This is a genomic window from Bosea sp. RAC05 (assembly GCF_001713455.1).
Taxonomy (GTDB): domain Bacteria; phylum Pseudomonadota; class Alphaproteobacteria; order Rhizobiales; family Beijerinckiaceae; genus Allobosea.
This window is the reverse complement of sequence record NZ_CP016464.1, coordinates 2,497,452-2,518,526: the sequence shown is the minus strand read 5'-3', so window position 1 is coordinate 2,518,526 and position 21,075 is coordinate 2,497,452. Positions and strand designations below refer to the sequence as shown.

The 21,075-nt window shown below is 67.4% G+C and carries 18 protein-coding genes and 3 tRNA genes; 4 read left to right on the top strand and 17 right to left on the bottom strand.

The window, feature by feature from the left end; all coding sequences use genetic code 11:
- Positions 1 to 8 precede the first annotated feature (8 nt).
- Positions 9 to 85 (bottom strand) — tRNA-Asp (locus BSY19_RS15425).
- A 190-nt stretch (positions 86 to 275) separates the two neighbouring features.
- Between BSY19_RS15425 and BSY19_RS15420 the strand changes: the two genes are divergently transcribed.
- Positions 276 to 351, top strand: a tRNA-Val gene (locus tag BSY19_RS15420).
- A gap of 10 nt (positions 352 to 361) precedes the next feature.
- On the opposite strand, the gene BSY19_RS15415 is transcribed toward BSY19_RS15420, so the two are convergent.
- The 6 genes from BSY19_RS15415 to BSY19_RS15390 all read right to left on the bottom strand — a co-directional run bounded on the left by BSY19_RS15415 (position 362) and on the right by BSY19_RS15390 (position 9,193).
- Positions 362 to 2,167: a methyl-accepting chemotaxis protein gene (locus BSY19_RS15415; protein WP_069054916.1), complete on the bottom strand. Its 1,806-nt coding sequence runs from the start codon at positions 2,165 to 2,167 to the stop codon at positions 362 to 364.
- Positions 2,168 to 2,280: 113 nt separating this feature from the next.
- The gene (gene lon, locus BSY19_RS15410) at positions 2,281 to 4,704 is read right to left on the bottom strand and encodes an endopeptidase La (protein WP_069054915.1); all 2,424 of its coding nucleotides are present in this window, start codon (positions 4,702 to 4,704) and stop codon (positions 2,281 to 2,283) included.
- 432 nt (positions 4,705 to 5,136) lie between these two features.
- Complete coding sequence (clpX, locus tag BSY19_RS15405) at positions 5,137 to 6,405, bottom strand: ATP-dependent Clp protease ATP-binding subunit ClpX (RefSeq protein WP_069054914.1); 1,269 nt, start codon at positions 6,403 to 6,405, stop codon at positions 5,137 to 5,139.
- A gap of 286 nt (positions 6,406 to 6,691) precedes the next feature.
- Complete coding sequence (locus tag BSY19_RS15400) at positions 6,692 to 7,315, bottom strand: ATP-dependent Clp protease proteolytic subunit (protein WP_371126650.1); 624 nt, start codon at positions 7,313 to 7,315, stop codon at positions 6,692 to 6,694.
- A gap of 172 nt (positions 7,316 to 7,487) precedes the next feature.
- Positions 7,488 to 8,921, bottom strand: coding sequence for a trigger factor (gene tig, locus BSY19_RS15395; RefSeq protein WP_069054913.1), 1,434 nt, complete (start codon positions 8,919 to 8,921; stop codon positions 7,488 to 7,490).
- 187 nt (positions 8,922 to 9,108) lie between these two features.
- Positions 9,109 to 9,193 (bottom strand) — tRNA-Leu (locus tag BSY19_RS15390).
- Between the two features lie 190 nt (positions 9,194 to 9,383).
- Between BSY19_RS15390 and BSY19_RS15385 the strand changes: the two genes are divergently transcribed.
- Positions 9,384 to 10,823: a multicopper oxidase family protein gene (locus tag BSY19_RS15385; protein WP_069057151.1), complete on the top strand. Its 1,440-nt coding sequence runs from the start codon at positions 9,384 to 9,386 to the stop codon at positions 10,821 to 10,823.
- Positions 10,823 to 11,224, top strand: coding sequence for a DoxX family protein (locus tag BSY19_RS15380; protein WP_069054912.1), 402 nt, complete (start codon positions 10,823 to 10,825; stop codon positions 11,222 to 11,224). The genes BSY19_RS15385 and BSY19_RS15380 overlap by 1 nt, the downstream gene beginning before the upstream one ends.
- Positions 11,225 to 11,319: 95 nt before the next feature.
- On the opposite strand, the gene BSY19_RS15375 is transcribed toward BSY19_RS15380, so the two are convergent.
- From BSY19_RS15375 to BSY19_RS15355, 5 genes are all read right to left on the bottom strand, one after another.
- On the bottom strand, positions 11,320 to 11,847 hold the full coding sequence (locus tag BSY19_RS15375) for a gluconokinase (protein ID WP_236840373.1): 528 nt from the start codon (positions 11,845 to 11,847) through the stop codon (positions 11,320 to 11,322).
- Positions 11,848 to 11,853: 6 nt separating this feature from the next.
- A complete protein-coding gene (gene gnd / locus BSY19_RS15370; protein ID WP_069054911.1) occupies positions 11,854 to 12,840 on the bottom strand; it encodes a phosphogluconate dehydrogenase (NAD(+)-dependent, decarboxylating) in 987 nt (328 codons plus the stop codon).
- Between the two features lie 93 nt (positions 12,841 to 12,933).
- Positions 12,934 to 13,488, bottom strand: a complete 555-nt coding sequence (locus BSY19_RS15365; protein ID WP_069054910.1) for a hypothetical protein — start codon at positions 13,486 to 13,488, stop codon at positions 12,934 to 12,936.
- Positions 13,489 to 13,574: 86 nt separating this feature from the next.
- Complete coding sequence (locus BSY19_RS15360) at positions 13,575 to 13,877, bottom strand: hypothetical protein (protein WP_069054909.1); 303 nt, start codon at positions 13,875 to 13,877, stop codon at positions 13,575 to 13,577.
- A gap of 5 nt (positions 13,878 to 13,882) precedes the next feature.
- Positions 13,883 to 14,893, bottom strand: a complete 1,011-nt coding sequence (locus tag BSY19_RS15355) for a 1-aminocyclopropane-1-carboxylate deaminase (protein ID WP_069054908.1) — start codon at positions 14,891 to 14,893, stop codon at positions 13,883 to 13,885.
- 158 nt (positions 14,894 to 15,051) lie between these two features.
- Between BSY19_RS15355 and BSY19_RS15350 the strand changes: the two genes are divergently transcribed.
- Positions 15,052 to 15,516: an Lrp/AsnC family transcriptional regulator gene (locus BSY19_RS15350; protein ID WP_067991020.1), complete on the top strand. Its 465-nt coding sequence runs from the start codon at positions 15,052 to 15,054 to the stop codon at positions 15,514 to 15,516.
- A gap of 45 nt (positions 15,517 to 15,561) precedes the next feature.
- Here the strand turns inward: BSY19_RS15350 and ppk2 are convergent, their stop codons facing one another.
- The 5 genes from ppk2 to urtB all read right to left on the bottom strand — a co-directional run bounded on the left by ppk2 (position 15,562) and on the right by urtB (position 21,011).
- A complete protein-coding gene (gene ppk2 / locus BSY19_RS15345) occupies positions 15,562 to 16,596 on the bottom strand; it encodes a polyphosphate kinase 2 (RefSeq protein ID WP_069054907.1) in 1,035 nt (344 codons plus the stop codon).
- Between the two features lie 209 nt (positions 16,597 to 16,805).
- Positions 16,806 to 17,501, bottom strand: a complete 696-nt coding sequence (gene urtE / locus BSY19_RS15340) for an urea ABC transporter ATP-binding subunit UrtE (RefSeq protein WP_069054906.1) — start codon at positions 17,499 to 17,501, stop codon at positions 16,806 to 16,808.
- 2 nt (positions 17,502 to 17,503) lie between these two features.
- A complete protein-coding gene (urtD, locus tag BSY19_RS15335; protein WP_066716481.1) occupies positions 17,504 to 18,268 on the bottom strand; it encodes an urea ABC transporter ATP-binding protein UrtD in 765 nt (254 codons plus the stop codon).
- A 5-nt stretch (positions 18,269 to 18,273) separates the two neighbouring features.
- Positions 18,274 to 19,413 (bottom strand): urea ABC transporter permease subunit UrtC, encoded by a 1,140-nt coding sequence (urtC, locus tag BSY19_RS15330; protein WP_069054905.1) that lies wholly within the window; start codon positions 19,411 to 19,413, stop codon positions 18,274 to 18,276.
- Positions 19,410 to 21,011 carry an urea ABC transporter permease subunit UrtB gene (gene urtB / locus BSY19_RS15325; protein WP_150129633.1) on the bottom strand — a complete coding sequence of 534 codons (1,602 nt, stop codon included), beginning with the start codon at positions 21,009 to 21,011 and terminating at the stop codon, positions 19,410 to 19,412. The genes urtC and urtB overlap by 4 nt, the downstream gene beginning before the upstream one ends.
- Positions 21,012 to 21,075: the final 64 nt, after the last annotated feature.

The window sequence follows — 21,075 nt, the reverse complement described above, 5'->3', positions numbered from 1 at the left end:
AAAATAAATGGCGCGGGCGACGGGGCTCGAACCCGCGACCTCCGGCGTGACAGGCCGGCACTCTAACCAACTGAGCTACGCCCGCGCAGGGCTGCCGAAGCGCTGTGGCCGTCGGCGAGGTGTGGATTATGGCGACGGGCCCGAAGTGTCAAGCGCGGGTGCCCGGCAAAATGAAGATGTCCCGGACGCATGGCGGAATGGCCCGCTCCCGAGCCGCATGACACGGGCACTGAACGCTTGATGGCGAGGGCGGCAGGGCTTACATCCGGCGACGCGGGCGGTTAGCTCAGTCGGTAGAGCATCTCGTTTACACCGAGAGGGTCGGCGGTTCGAGCCCGTCACCGCCCACCAGGTTTCGCCCTCAGGCCGCGGCAATCTCGCGCGAGAGCGAATCGGCGTGGTGGTCGAGCTGCCGGACCGCTGCCGCCACCCGCGACGTGGCCTCGTCCAGCGCCCGCACGCTGCCCCCTGCCTCGGCCGTCTCGCTGCGAACCCGGTCCAGTGCCGCGACCATGGCGCGGGCTTCCTCGAACACGGTGCGCATGTGGCGCTCGATGTCGTTGGAGACGGCCACGTCGTCGCGCAGCCGCTGGGCGAGATCGCGCGCGGTCGCCCCATCGGCCACGAGTCCGCCGGTCATGTCGGTGATCTGCGCCGCGACCTCGCCAGAAGCCTGCTGAATCTTGCAGATGCGGTCTGAGATGTCCTCGGTCGCCGCAGCCGTGCGCTCGGCCAGCGCCTTCACCTCGCCGGCGACGACGGCGAAGCCGCGCCCGGCCGGCCCGGCGCGAGCGGCCTCGATCGTCGCGTTGAGGGCCAGCAGATTGACCTGTTCGGCGATGTCGCGGATGACGCCGACGACATCACCCACGCGGGTCGCCTCCGTGGCGAGGCGGCGTGTCCTGTCCTCGGCGTCGCGCGAGCGTCTGACGGTCTGCTCGGCATGGTGTCCGACGAGGTCGAGATGCGCCTCCACGGCGTGGACGGCGGTCCCGATGGCCTCGCTCAGCGCGATCACGGCCCGCCCCGCCTCATCGAGACGGGTGGCATGGGTCTGTGCCTGGTGTACCAAGTCGGAGCTCACGGAGGACAGGGCCGCGACCTCGCTCACCGCGCCCCGGATCGCTTCCGAGGACGAGGCGGCTTCGGCCCGCAGGCGGTGCAGGTCCTCGCCCAGCCCGGCACTGAAGCGATGCAGCCGGCCGGCCCGCTCGAGCCGCTGGCGGGCCTCCTCATCGGCCACCTGCTGCGCGGCGAGCGCGGCGCGCCGTTCCAGCTTCAGCATCTGCAGCGCGCGGGCGACGACGCCGAGTTCGTCGCGCCGGGCGACATAGGGAATCGTGACATCGCCACGGTCATGGGCGAGTTGCCCGATCGTCGCGGTCAGGTCGCGCAGGGGACGGACCACGCGCAGCGCCACGAGGATGAAGGTCAGCAGCAGGATCGCGGCCGCCAGCAGCCCGCCCTGGGTCAGCCGCCAGCCGATCTCGCGGGCCTCCTTGGTGACGGTCGCGAGCGACTGCCGGATCTCGATGAGCCCCCGCACATCGCCGACCTTCCAGATGCGGATCGGCGAATCGGGATGGCTGTTGTGACATTCGACACAGCTCTGCGTCATGCGGTCGGCGATTGCGACGCGCAGCACGGCGCCGGGCCCGCTGCCCTCGATGGTGCTGAACGAGGGCGTCCGGTCCTCGGTCAACGCTTTCCAGGCTGCCGTCTGGAAAGCGTCGAGGTCCTCGCGCCGCTGCCGCTGCGGCCAGGGGAAAGGGCTGACCAGCCTGATGTGGTCGCCGCCGGCGTTGAGCCGCGCCGTATAATCGAGGAGAAAGGTCGTGGGGACAGGAATGGCGTGCGGATTTGAGCCGTAGTTGGCGGTGGCGACGACATCCCCCCCGGGCGTCAGGCGCGAGACCACGGTTTCCGAGTAGAAGGCCCTGAGCGACACCAGCCGTGTCGCCGCGGCGACCGCGCGTTCGCGCGCCGCGCGAACCTCGATCGCGACGATCGAATCGGGCAGATAAGCGGCAAGCGCCACCATCAGCAGGGCGATGGTGGCGACCCCCGGCAGAACGATCGACCAGATCAGGGATCGCGGCGCGAAGAAACCCGAGAGGGCATCGCCACGGCCCGCGGCCTCGCCTTGCACCTTCGCCGAATCAACCATCGTCCGTCATGAGTCACCCTGGATCGGGGCGATCATGCGCAGGCGTGGTTAACACATTACCATAGGAAAGGCCGCCGGTTGCCCGGCGGCCTCGGTTGTTCCGTTCAGATGCTTCAGTGAGCGACCACGCCCGCGGCGTCGTCGTCCGAGACCTTGGGAAGCGCCTTGAGGTCCTCCTCCCAGACGATCGGCACGGGCTGCCGCGTCAGGGCGTGCTGGAGAACCTGCTCCATCCGCGAGACCGGAACGATCTCCATGCCCTCCTTCACGGACTTGGGCAGATCGACCAGATCCTTGGCGTTGTCCTCGGGGATCAGCACCTTCTTGATGCCGCCCCGCAGCGCCGCCAGGAGCTTCTCCTTCAGACCGCCGATCGGCAGCACCCTGCCCCGCAGCGTGACCTCGCCGGTCATGGCGACGTCGCGATTGGTCGGGATGCCGGTCAGGATCGAGACGATCGAGGTCGCCATCGCGATACCGGCCGAGGGACCGTCCTTCGGGGTCGCGCCCTCGGGAACGTGGACGTGGATGTCCCGACGATCGAAGAGTGGCGGCTCGATGCCGAAATCGACGGCGCGCGAGCGGACATAGGACGCCGCCGCGGAGATCGATTCCTTCATCACCTCCTTGAGGTTGCCGGTGACCGTCATCTTGCCCTTGCCGGGCATCATGACGCCTTCGATCGTCAGCAGCTCGCCGCCGACCTCGGTCCAGGCCAGACCTGTGACGACACCGACCTGATCCTCCGTCTCGGCCATGCCGTAGCGGTAGCGCGGCGGGCCGAGATACTCCTCCAGCAACTCGCCGGTGACGGTGACCTTCTTCTTCTTGGTCAGCACGATGTCCTTCACCGCCTTGCGGACGGTGTTGGAGAGCTCGCGCTCGAGGTTGCGGACGCCGGCTTCCCTCGTATAGCGGCGCACCAGGGTCTGCAGCGCGTCGTCCTCGATCGACCACTCCTTCGATTCCAGCCCGTGCTTCTTGATCGCGTTGGGGATCAGGTGGCGGCGGGCGATCTCGGTCTTCTCGTCCTCGGTGTAGCCGGCGATGCGGATCACCTCCATCCGATCCAGCAGGGCCGGCGGGATGTTCAGCGTGTTCGCCGTCGTCACGAACATGACGTTCGAGAGGTCGTAGTCGACCTCGAGATAGTGGTCGTTGAAGGTGCCGTTCTGCTCGGGATCGAGCACCTCGAGCAGGGCCGCCGACGGGTCGCCGCGAAAGTCCTGGCCCATCTTGTCGATCTCGTCGAGCAGGATCAGCGGGTTGGCGGTCTTGGCCTTCTTCATCGACTGGATGATCTTGCCGGGCATCGAGCCGATATAGGTGCGCCGGTGACCACGGATCTCGGCCTCGTCACGCACGCCGCCGAGCGACATGCGCACGAATTCGCGCCCCGTCGCCTTGGCGATCGACTTGCCGAGCGAGGTCTTGCCGACGCCCGGAGGGCCGACGAGGCACAGGATCGGGCCGGCGAGCCGGTTGGCGCGCTGCTGCACCGCGAGGTACTCGACGATGCGGTCCTTCACCTTGTCGAGCCCGAAGTGATCGTCGTCCAGCACCGCCTGGGCAGCCGGGAGATCCTTCTTGATCTTCGACTTCTTGCCCCACGGGATGCCGAGCATCCAGTCGAGATAGTTGCGCACGACCGTCGCCTCGGCCGACATCGGCGACATCTGGCGCAGCTTCTTCATCTCCGCGATGGCCTTGTCGCGGGCCTCCTTGGAGAGCTTCGTGCGCGCGATCCGCTCCTCCAGCTCGGCCAGTTCGTCGCGGCCTTCCTCGCCGTCGCCGAGCTCCTTCTGGATCGCCTTCATCTGCTCGTTGAGGTAGTACTCGCGCTGGGTCTTCTCCATCTGGCGCTTGACGCGCGAGCGGATGCGCTTCTCGACCTGGAGCACGGACATCTCGCTCTCCATCAGCGAGAGCACCTTCTCCAGACGATGCGCGACCTGGGTGATTTCCAGCACGGCCTGACGGTCGGCGATCTTCACCGCCAGATGCGAGGCCACGGTATCGGCGAGCTTGGAGGGCTCGTCGATCTGCGACACGGCCGCCACGATCTCGGGCGAGATCTTCTTGTTGAGCTTCACATAGCTCTCGAACTCGCTGATGACCGAACGGCCGAGCGCCTCGACCTCGACCTTCTTGCCCTCCTCCTCGGCGAGGCTCACGGCCTCGGCCTGGTAGAAGGCCTCGTCGGCGACATAAGCCGTTGCCTTCGCGCGGCCGACGCCCTCGACCAGCACCTTGACGGTGGAGTCGGGCAGCTTGAGCAGCTGCAGCACACGGGCGAGCGTGCCGATCTCGTAGATGTCCTTGGTCTCCGGATCATCGTCGCCGGCGTTCTTCTGGGTGGCGAGCAGGATCAGCCCGTCGGTCTTGACGACCTCTTCGAGCGCACGGATCGACTTCTCGCGGCCGACGAAGAGCGGCACGATCATATGGGGGAACACGACGATGTCGCGCAGGGGAAGAACCGGATAAGTGCCGGTCTCGCCGGGCACGAAAGGAGCGCGGGGCGCCGAGCCAGTCATGACTTTTCCTTTGTGGTTGCGCCCGACGTCCCCCCGCAATGGGCGTAGGCGCCGGACGTAAGCGGGCGTGGCGACCATTCACCGCGTCCGCCCCCGCGCATCGCACCCTCGACAGGCATGCGACTCTCGCGAGTGGAATTAAAGTGGAGACTTCCGCGCCGGCTTTCAAGCGATCCGGCAACAGTTGGCCCCAGAAGTTTGCACTGCGTCAATCGGCTCGCGGCCAGACGCAGACCTGTTTTCGCAGGCCTGAGGCAAGGCCCCGTCGGAGCAGCCCCAAGCATACGCCCGAGTGACCGAAGCAGATCTCTGGTCCGATACGCAAAACGCGCGCCAGACAGCGCGCGTTCGACGTCAGCAGAGCTAGCGAAGCAGGTTCGTAGCTTCGTTCGCCGCGGGGGCAATACCTGCCCCGGGCCATCGACCGCGACATCAGGCCGAGGCGGACTTCGCCTCTTCCTCGCGCTCCGAGTAGATGAACAGCGGCCGGGACTTGGATTCCACCGCCTCCGGGCCGATCACGACCTGCTCGACGCCTTCGAGGCCCGGCAGTTCGTACATCGTCTCGAGCAGGATGCCCTCCATGATCGAGCGCAGGCCGCGCGCGCCGGTCTTGCGCTCGATCGCCTTGCGGGCGATCAGGCTGACTGCCTCGTCGGTGAAGGTCAGCTCGGTGTCCTCCATCTCGAAGAGACGCTGATACTGCTTGACCAGCGCGTTCTTCGGCTCGGTCAGGATGGTCTTCAGCGCCGCCTCGTCGAGATCCTCCAGCGTCGCCAGGACCGGCAGACGGCCGACGAATTCCGGGATGAGGCCGAACTTCAGCAGATCCTCCGGCTCGACCTCGCGGAAGATCGCGCCGGTGCGGCGCTCGTCGGGGCCCTTCACGGTCGCGCCGAAGCCGATCGAGGTGCCCTTGCCGCGCCCGGCGATGATCTTGTCGAGGCCCGCGAAGGCGCCACCGCAGATGAAGAGGATGTTGGTGGTGTCGACCTGCAGGAACTCCTGCTGCGGATGCTTGCGCCCGCCCTGCGGCGGCACGGAGGCAACGGTGCCCTCCATGATCTTGAGCAGGGCCTGCTGCACGCCCTCGCCCGAGACGTCGCGGGTGATCGACGGGTTGTCGGACTTGCGGCTGATCTTGTCGATCTCGTCGATGTAGACGATGCCGCGCTGCGCCCGCTCGACATTGTAGTCGGAGGCCTGGAGCAGCTTGAGGATGATGTTCTCGACATCCTCGCCGACATAGCCGGCTTCGGTCAGCGTCGTCGCGTCGGCCATGGTGAAGGGCACGTCGAGGATGCGCGCCAGCGTCTGCGCCAGCAGCGTCTTGCCCGAGCCCGTCGGTCCGATCAGAAGGATGTTGGACTTCGCGAGCTCGACGTCGTTGTGCTTGGTCGCGTGCGAAAGCCGCTTGTAATGGTTGTGGACGGCGACCGAGAGCACCTTCTTGGCGTGCTCCTGGCCGATGACGTAGTCGTCCAGGACCTTGCGGATCTCCTTGGGCGTCGGCACCCCGTCCTTGGACTTGACCAGCGCGGATTTCGATTCCTCGCGGATGATGTCCATGCACAGCTCGACGCATTCGTCGCAGATGAACACGGTCGGTCCTGCAATGAGCTTGCGAACCTCGTGCTGGCTCTTGCCGCAGAAGGAGCAGTAGAGCGTGCTCTTGGAATCGCCGCCGCTGACCTTACTCATCGTCCATCTCCATTCTCGGAGCCGGAGACCACATCAGCCCAAAGCGGATGCAACCGTCGTCTCTTCGTCATCATAGGCGTTCAGTTCACGATCATCAGGTTAACGGCTCGTTCCGAAACGCCTGAATTCGCGGCCGATCCACAATCGGATCAGGCTGAAACACCTGCGGGATCATCCCGCGTCCATTCGATTCCCCATGCAAACACGGGGCCGACCACCTTGCAATATGGGGCCGGATGGCGGGCGAGCCAACCCACAGGCGGCGCGCCCGCTCGTCGCAGCCGCCTCAGGCCGCGTCCTCCGGGCGCTTGTCGATGACCTTGTCGATCAGACCGAACTCGCGGGCGGCCTCGGCGGTCATGAAGTTGTCGCGCTCCAGCGCCGCCTCGATCTCGGCATAGCTGCGGCCGGTGTGGGTGACGTAGATCTCGTTCAGCCGGCGCTTCAGGCTCTCGACCTCGCGGGCGTGGATCAGGATGTCGGTGACCTGGCCCTGATAGCCGCCCGAGGGCTGGTGAACCATGATGCGGGCGTTGGGCAGCGCGAAGCGCATGTCCTTGGCGCCGGCGGTCAGCAGCAGCGAGCCCATCGAGGCGGCCTGGCCGACGCAGAGCGTCGTCACCGGGCAGCGGATGAACTGCATGGTGTCGTAGATCGACAGGCCCGAGGTGACCACGCCACCGGGCGAGTTGATGTAGAAGGAGATCTCCTTCTTGGGGTTCTCGGCCTCGAGGAACAGCAGCTGCGCCACGATCAGCGACGCCGAGTAATCCTCGACCGGACCGGTCAGGAAGATGATGCGTTCACGCAGCAGGCGCGAATAGATGTCGAAGGCGCGCTCGCCGCGGCTCGATTGCTCGACCACCATCGGGACGAGATTGTTGTAGGTCTCGATCGGATCGCGCAGCATGAAACTGTCCTTGGGTGCAGAGCCGGGGGCGGGAGCCGGAAACCGGCGGTCGTTCGAATCGGATGTCCTGAGAGGCTACCCACATAAGCACGGCAAACGCGGCTGAAAAGAGAAGCGCCGCCCGGCATGAGCCGAGCGGCGCCACTGTCTCTGGTTAAGGTTTCCGGCGTGTTCAGGCGGACGCGTCGTCGCCCTCAGCCTTGTCGGCCTTCTTCGCCTTCTTGGCTGCGGCCTTCTTGGGCTTGGCCTCCGCCGATCCCTCGGCGTCCTCGTCGGCGTAGAGCGCCTCGCGGGACACGGTCTGATCCTCGACCTTGATCTGGCCGAGCAGGTGGTCGACGACCTTCTCCTCGAAGATCGGGGCGCGGATCTCGGCAAGCGCCTGCGGGTTCTTGCGATAGAACTCCCAGACCTGCTTCTCCTGGCCGGGGAACTGACGGGCGCGCTCGACCAGCGCCTGGGTGACCTCGTCATCGGAGATCTGGACCTTGGCCTGCTCGCCGATCTCGGCCAGCACGAGGCCGAGGCGCACGCGGCGCTCGGCGATCTTGCGGTAGTCGCCCCGAGCGGCGTCCTCGGTCGTGCCCTCGTCCTCGAAGGACTTCTTGGCGTCCTTCATGTCGGCCTCGACCTGGCTCCAGACGCTCGCGAACTCCTGCTCGACCAGGGTCGGCGGCAGCTCGAAGGTGTATTTCGTATCGAGCGCGTCGAGCAGGCTCTTCTTGAGCTTGCGGCGCGACTGGGTGGCGAAATCGCGGCCGATCTGCTCGCGGATCGCCTTCTTGAGCGCATCGAGCGACTCCAGCCCGAAGGCCTTGGCCAGCTCGTCGTCGATCGTGACGGGCTCGGGGGCCTGGACCTCGGTCACGGTGACCTCGAACTCGGCCGGCTTACCGGCAAGGTGCTCGGCGGTGTAGTTCTCGGGGAAGGTGACCTTGACGGTGCGGGTCTCGCCGGCGGCCGCGCCCTCGAGCTGCTCCTCGAAGCCGGGGATGAACTGGCCGGCGCCGACGTCCAGCGCGATGCCCTCGCCCGTGCCGCCGTCGAAGGGCTTGCCCTCGAGCGTGCCGACGAAGGAGATCATCAGGCGGTCGCCCTTCTCGGCCTTGGCCTTCTCGCCCTTGTTGGAGAAGCTGCGGTTCGAGCCGGCCATCCGCTCCAGGGCGGCGTCGACATCGGCGTCGGGAACCTCGGCGACCGGCTTGGTGAGCGCCACGTCCGACAGGTCGGCGAGCTCGATCTTGGGCAGGACCTCGAGGGCGACGGTGAAGGCGAGATCGCCCTTGGCCTCCATCGCGGCCTCGATCTCGTCCTTGTTCTCGGGGAACTTGATCTGCGGCTCGAAGGCGAGCTTCAGGCCGTGGTCGGCGACGATCTTCTGGTTGGCCTCGTTGACCGCGTTCTGCACGACATCGGCCATGACCGAGCGGCCATAGAGCCGGCGCAGATGGCCGACCGGCACCTTGCCGGGACGGAAGCCATTGATCTTGGCCTTGCCCTGAAGACCCTGCAGGCCGTCATCGAGCCGCGTCTTGAGGTCGGCGGCGTTCAGCACCACCTGAAATTCGCGCTTGAGGCCCTGCGAGAGGGTTTCGGTCACGTTCATCGTTTTCGATCCGCCAACAGCTCGTTACTTCAATGTCCAAAGCGCGACGCCGGGAGACCGCCGCCGCGCTCACGAAACTCGCATCGGACCGAAAAGTGGAATGCACTTTTCGGAAAATCCGATGCAGCATCAAATACATCGATCACCGTCTTTCGCGCCCAAAAGGGCGCGCGGTGATCGAGGCCGATGGTGCGGGCGGAGGGACTCGAACCCCCACGACTTTCGCCGCTGGTACCTAAAACCAGTGCGTCTACCAGTTCCGCCACGCCCGCCGGCCCGATGGCGCCAGCACGCGGGAAAGCGCAGCGCGGCCATCATTGGGCGCCGGTGCTATACGCATTTCAGGCGGCCCATGCAGCAAAAAAATGACGGTTCTGCAAAAGACGCCGGGCGGCCGTCCTCACGCGATCGCAAGGATGCGGCCTCTCGCCTTCGGTCCCGCCGCCGATTATGCCGGTGATCATGACCGACGCGACAGACCGCCCCGCCCCGCCGACCCGCCGCACCGCGCTCGCGGCGCTGGGAGCCCTCGCCGCCCTGCCCGGCCTTTCCTCGCGGGCCGGGGCGCAGACAACGCCTCCCCACGCCGCCACCACCCCTGCCCCCGTTGCCCGGAGCCTGTCGGCCGGGCCGGCGCGGCAGAGGCTGCGCCCGGCGCCGGCCGTCGATACCGAACTCTGGGCCTTCGACGGCGCGACACCGGGGCCGGCCCTGCGGCTCCAGCAGGGCCGCACGCTGCATCTTCGCCTCGCCAACAAGACCACCGCGCCGCTGGCGCTGCATTGGCACGGCCTGCGCGGCGAGGCGGCGATGGATGGCGTCGGCGGGTTCAGCCAGGCGCCGATCGCGCCGGGCGAGAGCTTCGAGTACCGGCTGACGCCGCCTGATTCCGGAACGATCCTGTATCGGCCGCTGGTCCTGGGTGGCGCGGCAGAACCCGCCGGCCGTGGCCTGAGCGGGCTTCTGGTGGTCGAGGAGAAGGACCCACCGCCGGTCGATCTCGACCTGCCGGTCCTGGTCACCGACTGGCTGCTGGGCAACGACAACGCGCTCCAGCCCTTCCCGGTCGAAAGCCCCGCGGCCGCCGCCGCGGGCCGGCTGGGCAGCTGGATCACCGTCAATGGTGCTGCGCCCCCACAGCGCGTGCCGGTCGCGCCAGGCGCGCGGGTGCGCCTGCGGCTCGCCAATGCCTGCAATGCCCGGATCATGCGGTTGCGCTTCGACGGCATCAAGGCCGTGGTCATCGCGGTCGATGGGCAACCGACCGAATCCTTCGAGCCGGTGCGCTCGCAACTGCCCTTCGCACCGGGGACCCGCTACGACCTCCTGGTCGACATGCCCACAGAGGCCGGGGCGACCGCGATCGTGACGGCGCTGGTCGGCTCGGGGGTGCCGCTGGTCCGGCTCGTCACCGAGGGCGCCGCCCGGCCGGCCTCGACCGCGCCGATGGCGCTCAAGGCCAACCCGACGCTGCCGGCGGCGGTGCGCCTGCAGGATGCGGTGCGGCCGCAGATCGTGATCGAGGGCGGCGCGAAGCTCGGCGCCGACCTGAAGCTCGACATGGCGGGGCTCGATCCGTCCCGCCCCTGGCGCCTGAATGGCGGGGTGGGCGACGCTTCGGGCAAGCCGCTCTTCAGCGTCAAGCGCGGCACGCCAATCGTGCTCGCGATCGACAACCGGACCGCCTTCCTGCAGCCGCTGCACGTCCACGGCCATTGCTTCCGCCTGCTCCACCCGCTCGACGATGGCTGGGAGCCCTATTTCCTCGACACGGTGCAGATCCCCGACGGCAAGCGCCTGCACATCGCCTTCATCGCCGAGAATCCGGGACGCTGGCTGATCTCCTCGACGGTGCTGGAACGCTTCGACCGCGGCCTGTGGACCTGGTTCGAGGTGACCTGATGGCCGAGAGCCGCTGGCGCCGGGGGATGCGGTGGCTGCTGGCGGCGTTCTATCTCGCGGCCGGCCTGATGCATCTCGCCCGTCCGGAGGGTTTCCTGCCGATCGTGCCGGACTGGGTGCCGGCGCCCCTGGCGGTGGTGATCGCCACGGGCCTTGCGGAGATCGCCGGTGCCATTGGCCTGATGATCCCGCGCCTGCGCCCGGCCGCGGGAATCGGGCTCGCGCTCTATGCGGCCTGCGTGTTCCCGGCCAACATCAAGCATGCGCTGGAAGGCATTGCAGTGGCAGGCCTTCCCTCCAGCTGGTGGTATCACGCGCCGCGGCTGGCGCTGCAGCCCGTGCTGGTGTGGTGGGCGCTGCAGGCCGGCGGCGTGATCCGCTGGCCATGGCGCCGCCGATGACTGTTTAACGTCATTGCGAGCGTAGCGAAGCAATCCAGGGCCGCGCGCTCTACGAGTTTGGATTGCTTCGCTACGCTCGCAACGACGTCAGCCCTTCACGCCAGTCCGAGCCGCGTCAGCACATCCGCGACGATCGCGTCCTTCGACGATTCGACCGAAACGACGAGCGGTCGCTCGTCCTCGCCCGGCTCCTCGAGCGTGGCGAACTGGCTGTCGAGCAGCGCCGTCGGCATGAAGTGATGCTGCCTCTGCGCCATGCGCTCGCCGATCAGCGCGCGCGAGCCCCTGAGATAGACCAGCGCGACATCCGCCCGGTCGCCGACGATGACGCGGCGATAGGCCCGCTTCAGCGCCGAGCAGGTGACGATGCCGTGGCCGCCCGATGCGCGCAGATCGTCGATCCAGGCGGCGATGGCGGCGAGCCAGGGCTTGCGGTCCTCGTCGTTCAGCGGCGTCCCGCCGGCCATCTTGGCGACGTTCTCCGGCGGGTGGAACGAGTCGGCGTCGCGGAACGGCCAGCCGAGCTGGCCGGCGAGGCGCTCGCCCAGCGAGGTCTTGCCCGAGCTGGCGACGCCCATGACGACGATGACGGCCGGCTTGACGGCCGCGTTGGAGGCAACCATCCGGAGTCAGCCCTGCTTTTTGGGTTCGACATGGCCGCCGAAGCCGGCCCGCATCGCCGAGAGCACCTTCTCGCCGAAGGTGTGGTCGACGCGCGAGCGGAAGCGCGCGAACAGCGCCGAGGTCAGCACCTCCGCCGGCGTCGCGGTCTCGACCGCGGCATCGACGGTCCAGCGCCCCTCGCCCGAATCGGAGACATTGCCGGAATAGGCGGAGAGGTCCTCGTCGGCGGCCAGCGCCTCGGCCGTCAGGTCGAGCAGCCAGGAGGTCACGACCGAGCCGCGGCGCCAGACCTCGGCGATCTCGGCGGTGTCGAAGGCAAAGCCGTATTCAGGCGGCAGGCCTTCCTTGGCCGACGCATTGCGCAGCAGGTCGAATCCCTCGGCGAAGGCCTGCATCATGCCGTATTCGATGCCGTTATGGACCATCTTGACGAAATGGCCGGCGCCGACCGGGCCGCAATGGAGATAGCCCTCCTCGCTCGTCGGATTGCGGCCCTCGCGATGCTTGGTCGGCTCGATCTCGCCCTTGCCGGGCGCGAGCGTCGCGAAGATCGGCTCGAGCCGGTCGAAGGCTTCCTTGTCGCCGCCGATCATCAGGCAATAGCCGCGGTCAAGGCCGTGCACGCCGCCCGACGTGCCGACATCCATGTAGTGCAGGCCCTTGGCCGCCAGCTCGCGCCCGCGGCGGACGTCGTCCTTCCAGAAGGCGTTGCCGCCGTCGATCAGCGTGTCGCCCGGCGAGAGCAGGCCTGCGAGCTCGGCCAGCGTCGCCTCGGTGATCTTGCCGGCCGGCAGCATCACCCAGATGGCGCGCGGCGCCTGGAGCTTGGCGACCATGTCGGCGAGATCGGCCGCGACGAGCGCGCCATCGGCCGCCAAAGCGGCGCCGGGCTTGGGATCGCGGTCGTAGACGACGCAATCATGACCGGCGCGCATCAGCCGGCGCACGATGTTGCCACCCATCCGGCCGAGGCCGACCATTCCAAGCTGCATGAGAGTCCCTCCTCGGCAGCGGGCATCGTCCCGCCAGGGAGCTTCTGGCACCGGGCCGCCGCCGCGACAAGCCGTTCCCCGATGCGGGAACCGTCAGCCGCGGCGCTCGTGCTGGCGGATGGTGAAGGAGAAACCCGAATGCGGATTCTTCGTAGGCGGATGAGGAAGGTAGACGACGAATTCGCGTCGTTTGTTCAACTCAGTGAACAGGTTGCCCTGATAGCACTCATAGAGCCCACCCCTGAAGGTGTAATACAGCGCAGCATGCGCATAGGTGATCTTGGGATCAATCAGCCGAGCGCCCGAGCCTACCGGGTGGAGACCGAAGGCGTGGCAGAAGGCGAACAGGTCGCGCGCCTCCGCGGTCGACTCGGCGAAGCGATCCGCCGCGCGTTCAATCAGGTCTTCGCCGGCCTCATGGAGTTCGGGGGCCCATTGCTGGAACTGATGTTTGATGGCAAAGGCGAGATAGGCGCTGTTTTCGCGTCGGCGCAGCGGGTCCATCTCACCCATGCGCTTGAGTGCCTGGCCAATCCCGAAGGTCAGGACGCTGTCGAGGGCCTTCTTCGCCTTGTCACGGTAGCCTCCCAGCAGGTCCGGAAAGGTTCGCGAGATCGTCGTGATGTCGCCCTTCCTGACAATCGCCACGCACGCGCTCCTCGTCACCGGAGTGCTAATAAACCGCGGCCGCTGAGCGTCCACAAGCTTTGCTGTACCGGGGAGGGTCGGTGGCGTCAGGGGAACATCAGCGCCAGCGGCTCCATCGACCAGAGCGGCTGGACGGCGAGATAGCGTACCGAGGCACCGGTCGGCAGCGCCCCGTCCTCGCGCCAGCGCGCGACGAGCGCCGTGGCCTCGGCCGCCCGCGCCAGCCCGACCGCCAGCACCTCGCGGCCCGGCCCGTCGGCCTCGCCCGGGGCGGTGCCGAGGAAGCTGAGCCGGCCCCGCCCGGAGAGGGCGAGCGCCCCGACCCGCTCCAGCAGGGCCGCGCGCCCGGGCGCGGCAGCCTCGAACTCGATGAGGAGGACGACCTCCATCGCCGTCAGCCGTTTCGGAAGGTGTAGCTGTAGCCGTTGATCGCCGGCACGCCGCCGAGATGGGCGTAGAGCACCTTCGAGCCGGCGGGGAAGAAGCCCTTCTTCACCAGGTCGATCATGCCCTGCATCGATTTCCCCTCATAGACGGGGTCGGTCATCATGCCCTCGAGCCGGGCCGAGAGTCGGATCGCCTCGATGGTCTCCTGCGAGGGCACGCCATAGACGGGGTAGGCATAGTCCTCGTTCAGGACGATGTCGTCTGCGACGATGTCCCTGCTGCCGACCAGGGCCGAGGTCTTCTGCGCGATGTCGAGCACCTGCGCCCTGGTCTGGGCCGGGGTGAAGGAGGCGTCGATGCCGATGACGTTGCGCTGGCGGCCGTCCTTGGCGAAGCCGACGACCATGCCGGCATGGGTCGAGCCCGTCACGGTGCAGACGACGATGTAGTCGAACTGGAAGCCGAGCTGGGCCTCCTGCGCCCTCACCTCCTCGGCGAAGCCGACATAGCCGAGGCCGCCGAACTTGTGGACGGAGGCGCCGGCGGGGATCGGATAGGGCTTGCCGCCCTTGGCCTTCACATCCGCCAGCGCATTCTCCCAGCTCTGGCGGATGCCGATGTCGAAGCCCTCGTCGACGAGCTGGACGTCGGCGCCCATCACCCGCGACATCAGGATGTTGCCGACGCGGTCATAGACGGCATCCTCGTGCGGCACCCAGCTCTCCTGCACGAGACGGCACTTCATGCCGATCTTGGCGGCGGTCGCGGCGACCATGCGGGTGTGGTTCGACTGGACGCCGCCGATCGAGACCAGCGTGTCGGCGCCCGACGCGATCGCATCCGGCACGATGTATTCGAGCTTGCGCAGCTTGTTGCCGCCGAAGGCGAGGCCGGAGTTGCAGTCCTCGCGCTTGGCGAAGAGCTCGACCTGACCGCCAAGATGGGCGGACAGACGCGGCAGCGGCTCGATCGGCGTCGGGCCGAAGGTCAGCGGATAACGCTCGAATTTCGACAGCATGGTTCTTGCTTGCTCCGGATTGAACTCCGGAAAAACTAGCCAAAATCAACTGAAAGGTGCTTCCGATGTTCGATCACGAAACGACGGCTTGACGTCGTATTCGATCCCACCTCCTGTCCTTGCTCTCAGATTGATCCTCTATTTCGGAAGATCCTTTCATGGAGCCCAAACTCGACCGGACCGACCTCAAGATTCTGCGGCTGCTGCAGAGCGACGGGCGGATGGGCAATGCCGAGATCGCCAAGCGCGTGAACACCAGCGCCGCCACCTGCCACAGGCGCATCCAGCGCCTCTTCACGGAGGGCTATGTCACGGGCGTGCGGGCACAGGTCTCGCCGCAAAAGGTCGAGATGGGCACGCTCGCCTTCGTCGGCGTGGTGCTGGACCGCTCGACGCCAGAAAGCTTCGGCGATTTCGAAGCGGCGATCCGGGCCATGCCGGTCGTGCTCGACTGCCACATCGTCGCGGGTGATTTCGACTACATCCTGAAGATCCGCGTGCGCGACATGGCGGATTTCAACAAGCTCCACGGGGACAAGCTGATCGCGCTTCCGGGTGTGCGGCAGACGCGCACCTTCTTCGTGATGAAGGAGGTCGTCGACAACGCGCCGCTGGCGTTCTGATCGCCGCATCCGCCGCCGCCCGAGGCGGCGGGGCGAGCGGTGTCGTCAGGCCGACTGGCCGGGCACCTGCTCGTCGCGCTCGTAGACGAAATTGGCGCGGCCGACGAGCAGCGTGTCGACCGCGCCGATGCGGTCGACGTCCTTGCCGGCATAGGGCAGCGAACGCAGCACATAGCGAAACGCGTTGAGCCGCGCCCGCTTCTTGTCGTCGGACTTCACCACCGTCCAGGGCGAATCGGCCGTGTCGGTGGCGAAGAACATCGCCTCCTTGGCCGCCGTGTAGTCGTCCCATTTATCGAGGCTGGCGAGATCGACGGGCGAGAGCTTCCACTGCTTCAGCGGATGCGCCTCGCGCTCCTTGAAACGCCGATGCTGCTCGTCACGGCTGACCGAGAACCAGAACTTGATCAGGTGGATGCCGCTGCGCACGAGGTTGCGCTCGAATTCCGGCGCCTGGCGCAGGAACTCGCGGTATTCGGAATCGGAGCAGAAGCCCATGACGCGCTCGACGCCGGCGCGGTTGTACCAGCTGCGGTCGAACAGGACGATTTCGCCGGTCGTCGGCAGATGCTGGACATAGCGCTGGAAATACCACTGGCCGCGCTCGACCTCGCTGGGCTTCTCCAGCGCGACCACCCGGGCGCCGCGCGGATTGAGATGCTCCATGAAGCGCTTGATGGCGCCGCCCTTGCCGGCCGCGTCGCGGCCCTCGAACAGGATGACGACGCGCTGGCGCGACTCCTTCACCCAGGTCTGCAGCTTGAGAAGTTCGGACTGCAGCCTGAACTTGTCGCGCTCATAGTCCTTGCGCAGCATCTTGTAGCGATAGGGATAGGCGCCCTGGCGCCAGTCGCCCGACAATTCGTCGCTGGTTTCGCGCGGCTTCCCCGGCGCCTTCGGCAGGCCGAGCGCGCTGCGCATCCGGCGGGCGTCATCGGGTGCAGCGCCCGCGAGGATCGCATCGATCCCCTCTGCCGCGTCGGCCTCGCCGGATACCGAAGCAATGGCGGCGATCTGCGCTTCCTGAACGGCTTCCGTCCGTTCCGCGGCCAGACCGGCCTCAATGCCCTCGGCGGTCATGGCGGACTCGCCGGATTTCGGCGCCGGGCGGGGCTGCCGACGCGCGGCACCGGCTGAGGGCTGTCGACGGGTCGCCACGATCACTCTCCCTCGGAGGGGCCGGCTGGCCCGATCCGAGGAGTGTCCGTGCAATTGACGCTGCGTCGCCATGATCTGGATCAAGCCGCCGCTGCCGGCCGGGCGGTCAACCGAGGCCGGCGTGCTGGCCCTCAGACCTGGATCAGTCGCTGGACCTGGTTGGCGTCGAGGTCCTTCATCGCGCCGGACAGCACGACCTCGCCGCGGTCCATCACGAACATCGTGTCGGCGAGGTCGCGGGCGAAGTCGAAATACTGCTCGACCAGCACGATCGCCATGTCGCCCTTGGAGCGCAGATAGTCGATCGCGCGGCCGATATCCTTGATGATCGAGGGCTGGATGCCCTCCGTCGGCTCGTCCAGCACCAGCAGTTTGGGTCGGGTCACCAGCGCCCGCGCGATCGCGAGTTGCTGCTGCTGGCCTCCCGAGAGGTCTCCGCCGCGTCGGCCCAGCATGGACTTGAGCACGGGGAACAGGTCGAAGAGCTCGTCCGGGACATAGCGCTCCCGGCGCGGCAGCGGCGCGAAGCCGGTCTCGAGATTTTCCTTCACGCTGAGCAGCGGGAAGACCTCGCGGCCCTGCGGCACGAAACCGATGCCGGCACGGGCGCGGTCCTCGGTGCGCAAGGTCGAGATATCCTCGCCGCCGAAGGAGATCTTGCCGGCGCTGATCGCCTGCTGCCCGACGATGGCGCGCATCAGCGTGGTCTTGCCGACGCCGTTGCGGCCCATCACGCAGGTGACCTTGCCAGCCTGCGCGGTGATCGAGACGCGCCGCAGCGCCTGGGCGGCGCCGTAATGCAGGTCGATGGCGTCGACGGTCAGCATGCTCATCGTCCCAGATAGACTTCGACGACGCGCTCGTTGGCGCTGACCTGGTCGAGCGGGCCTTCGGCGAGGACCGAGCCCTCATGCAGCACCGTGACCTTCACGCCGAGTTCGCGGATGAAGCCCATGTCGTGCTCGACCACGATGACCGAATGGTCCCTCGCGATCTCCTTGAGGAGCACGGCCGTCTCGGCGGTCTCGCCGTCGGTCATGCCGGCGGCGGGCTCGTCCACGAGCAGGAGCTTGGGGTCCTGCGCCAGCAGCATGCCGATCTCGAGCCACTGCTTCTGGCCGTGCGAGAGCGAGCCGGCGAGCCGCTCGCGCGCATCGCCCAGCTTGATGATGCCGAGGATGTCGTCGATGCGCTTCTGCTGCGCGGCCGCCGTCTTCCAGAACAGGGTCCGCGCCACCGTGCGTGGCGCCTTCAGGGCCAGCAGGATGTTGTCCTCGATGGTGTGGAAGTCGAAGACCGTGGGCTTCTGGAACTTGCGGCCGATGCCGAGATTGGCGATTGCCGCCTCGTCCAGCCGCGTCAGGTCGATCGACCCGCCGAACATCACCGTGCCGACATCGGGCTTGGTCTTGCCGGTGATGATGTCCATCATCGTCGTCTTGCCGGCGCCGTTGGGGCCGATGATGGCGCGCATTTCGCCGGGCTCGATCGTCAGCGACAGGCCGCGGATCGCCTTGAAGCCGTCGAAGGAGACGCTGACGCCGTCGAGATAGAGCAGTGACGAGGTGAGCTGGCCGGGGGTGGGAGCGTTCATGCGCGTCACTCCGCCGGGGCCGGTTCGGGCGTCTTCGCGGGAGCGGGCCTGCGCCGCTTCTCCCACCAGTCCTGCGCCGTGCCGAGGATGCCCTTGGGCATGAAGATGGTGACGAAGACGAAGAGCGCGCCGAGCGCAAACAGCCAGTAGGGCGCCATGAAGCCCGAGGTGAAGATCGTCTTGGCGTAGTTGACGACGACGCCGCCGAGCGCAGCGCCGACCAGCGTGCCGCGCCCGCCGACCGCAACCCAGATCACGGTCTCGATCGAGTTGGCGGGGGCGAACTCGCTGGGGTTGATGATGCCGACCTGGGGCACGTAGAGCGCCCCCGCGACACCCGCCATGCAGGCCGAGACGGTGAAGACGAAGAGCTTGAAGCGGTCGACCCGGTAGCCGAGGAAGCGCGTGCGCGATTCCGCGTCGCGGATCGCGATGACGACCTTGCCGAGCTTCGAGACGACGATGCCGCGCGCGATCAGGAAGCCCGCGATCAGCATGACGCAGGTCATGGAAAACAGAGCCGCACGAGTCGCTTGCGCCTGGACGTTGAAACCAAGGATGTCCTTGAAATCGGTCAGGCCGTTGTTGCCGCCGAAGCCCATGTCGTTGCGGAAAAAGGCGAGCAGCAGAGCGTAGGTCAGCGCCTGGGTGATGATCGAGAGATAGACGCCGGTAACGCGCGAGCGGAAGGCAAACCAGCCGAAGACGAAGGCGAGCAGCCCCGGCGCGAGCAGCACCATCAGCATCGCGAAGGGGAAGGAGTCGAAGCCGTACCAGTACCAGGGCAGCTCCTTCCAGTTCAGGAAGACCATGAAGTCCGGCAGGATCGGGTTGCCATAGGTGCCGCGCGAGCCGATCTGGCGCATCAGGTACATGCCCATCGCGTAGCCGCCGAGCGCGAAGAAGGCGCCATGGCCGAGCGAGAGGATGCCGCAATAGCCCCAGACGAGGTCGAGCGAGATCGCCAGCAGCGCGTAGCAGAGATATTTGCCCCAGAGCGACATGGTCGAGGTCGGCACGTGGAAGGGCGAGCCGGCCGGCACGAGCAGGTTCAAAGCCGGGATCAGGATGGCAAGCCCGGCGATGATGGCGAGGAAGACCGTACCGCGCCGGTCCATGTCCTGCAGGAGGAAGCGCGCGATCATGCTTCCACCGCCCGGCCCTTGAGCGCGAACAGGCCGCGCGGGCGCTTCTGGATGAAGAGGATGATGAAGACGAGCAGCGCGATCTTGCCGAGCACCGCCCCCGCATAGGGTTCGAGCAGCTTGTTGGCGACGCCCAGCGTCATCGCGGCGACCAGCGTGCCCCAGAGATTGCCGACGCCGCCGAAGACCACGACCATGAAGCTGTCGATGATGTAGCTCTGGCCGAGATTGGGGCTGACATTGTCGATCTGCGAGAGCGCGACGCCCGCCAGCCCCGCCACGCCGGAGCCCAGCCCGAAGGTGAGCGCATCGACGCGGCCGGTCCGGATGCCCATGGCCGAGGCCATGCGCCGGTTCTGGGTGACGGCGCGCATCTGCAGGCCGACCGGCGTCAGCTTCAGGATCGCCAGCAGGGCCGCGAAGACGAGGATCGCGAAGACGATGATCCAGAGCCGGTTCCAGGTGATCGCCATCTCGCCGATCTCGAAGGCGCCCGACATGAAGGCGGGCGCGCCGACCTCGCGGTTGGTCGGCCCGAAGGCGGTGCGGACCGCCTGCTGCAGGATCAGGCTGATGCCCCAGGTCGCCAGCAGCGTCTCCAGCGGCCGGCCATAGAGGAAGCGGATGACGCCGCGCTCGATGGCGATTCCCACCAGCCCCGCCACCAGGAAGGCGAGCGGCACGGCGATCAGCAGCGAATAGTCGAACAGGCCCGGCGCACTGGTGCGGATGACCTCCTGGACGATGAAGGTCGTGTAGGCGCCGATCATGACCATCTCGCCATGGGCCATGTTGATCACGCCCATCACGCCGAAGGTGATGGCCAGCCCGATCGCGGCGAGCAGTAGCACCGAGCCGAGCGAGAGCCCGTACCAGAGGTTCTGTCCGGCCCGCCACAGCGCCAGCCGGCCCTCGATGTCGGAGATGGCGCGGGCCTGCGCTTCCTTGAGCGAGGCGGAGGCATCGGCCGGCAGGGAGCGCAACGTCGCCAGCGCATCCTGGTCGCCGCGCTCGCGCAGCACGTCGATGGCGGCGATCCGGTCGAAGGGCGGCGCGTCGGCCTTGGCGACGAGGATGGCGGCCTGGGCCTGCCGCAGCGCGGCCTTGACGCGGGCATTCGTCTCCTTGGCGATGGCGCCTTCGAGCACGGGCAGCAGCGAGGCGTCGCGTGACTTGAACACGGCCTCGGCCGCGGCGATGCGCTTGCCGGCGTCGGGATTGAGCAGGCCGAGCCCGCCGAGCGCGCCCTGGATGGTGCGGCGGACGCTGTTGTTGAGCCGCACGGCCGCAAGACCCGCAGGCGCCGCGGGCAGGGTCGCGCCGGTGCGGGCGTCGAGGATGCGGCCGTCCGGCATCCGGACGACGACGGCGCCGCCGCCCGCCAGCAGCCGGCCCTCGGCCAGCGCCTCGATGATCACGGCCGCCTGCGGATGCGCCTGGGCGATCAGCCCTTCGATGGCGCGGTTGGTTTCGGAAAAACTGTCGGCAGCGAGCCGGACGAAGGGGTCGTCGGCGTTCTGGGCGGCGGCCGCACCCGGATGGAGCGCGAGCAGCATCGCCAGCGCCAGGGTGCGCAGAAGGCAGGACAGGATCCGCATGGGCTCGCTTCGCATGGTCGGTCGGCGGGCGGGGCGCAGCGCCGGCTCTTGTGTGGCGAACACC

Bases quoted from the DNA above. Each gene is read 5' to 3' on its own strand.
- BSY19_RS15415 (WP_069054916.1), bottom strand. From the start codon at position 2,167: ATGGTTGATTCGGCGAAGGTGCAAGGCGAGGCCGCGGGCCGTGGCGAT.
- lon (WP_069054915.1), bottom strand. From the start codon at position 4,704: ATGACTGGCTCGGCGCCCCGCGCTCCTTTCGTGCCCGGCGAGACCGGC.
- clpX (WP_069054914.1), bottom strand. From the start codon at position 6,405: ATGAGTAAGGTCAGCGGCGGCGATTCCAAGAGCACGCTCTACTGCTCC.
- BSY19_RS15400 (WP_371126650.1), bottom strand. From the start codon at position 7,315: ATGCTGCGCGATCCGATCGAGACCTACAACAATCTCGTCCCGATGGTG.
- tig (WP_069054913.1), bottom strand. From the start codon at position 8,921: ATGAACGTGACCGAAACCCTCTCGCAGGGCCTCAAGCGCGAATTTCAG.
- BSY19_RS15385 (WP_069057151.1), top strand. From the start codon at position 9,384: ATGACCGACGCGACAGACCGCCCCGCCCCGCCGACCCGCCGCACCGCG.
- BSY19_RS15380 (WP_069054912.1), top strand. From the start codon at position 10,823: ATGGCCGAGAGCCGCTGGCGCCGGGGGATGCGGTGGCTGCTGGCGGCG.
- BSY19_RS15375 (WP_236840373.1), bottom strand. From the start codon at position 11,847: ATGGTTGCCTCCAACGCGGCCGTCAAGCCGGCCGTCATCGTCGTCATG.
- gnd (WP_069054911.1), bottom strand. From the start codon at position 12,840: ATGCAGCTTGGAATGGTCGGCCTCGGCCGGATGGGTGGCAACATCGTG.
- BSY19_RS15360 (WP_069054909.1), bottom strand. From the start codon at position 13,877: ATGGAGGTCGTCCTCCTCATCGAGTTCGAGGCTGCCGCGCCCGGGCGC.
- BSY19_RS15355 (WP_069054908.1), bottom strand. From the start codon at position 14,893: ATGCTGTCGAAATTCGAGCGTTATCCGCTGACCTTCGGCCCGACGCCG.
- BSY19_RS15350 (WP_067991020.1), top strand. From the start codon at position 15,052: ATGGAGCCCAAACTCGACCGGACCGACCTCAAGATTCTGCGGCTGCTG.
- ppk2 (WP_069054907.1), bottom strand. From the start codon at position 16,596: ATGACCGCCGAGGGCATTGAGGCCGGTCTGGCCGCGGAACGGACGGAA.
- urtE (WP_069054906.1), bottom strand. From the start codon at position 17,501: ATGCTGACCGTCGACGCCATCGACCTGCATTACGGCGCCGCCCAGGCG.
- urtD (WP_066716481.1), bottom strand. From the start codon at position 18,268: ATGAACGCTCCCACCCCCGGCCAGCTCACCTCGTCACTGCTCTATCTC.
- urtC (WP_069054905.1), bottom strand. From the start codon at position 19,413: ATGATCGCGCGCTTCCTCCTGCAGGACATGGACCGGCGCGGTACGGTC.
- urtB (WP_150129633.1), bottom strand. From the start codon at position 21,011: ATGCGGATCCTGTCCTGCCTTCTGCGCACCCTGGCGCTGGCGATGCTG.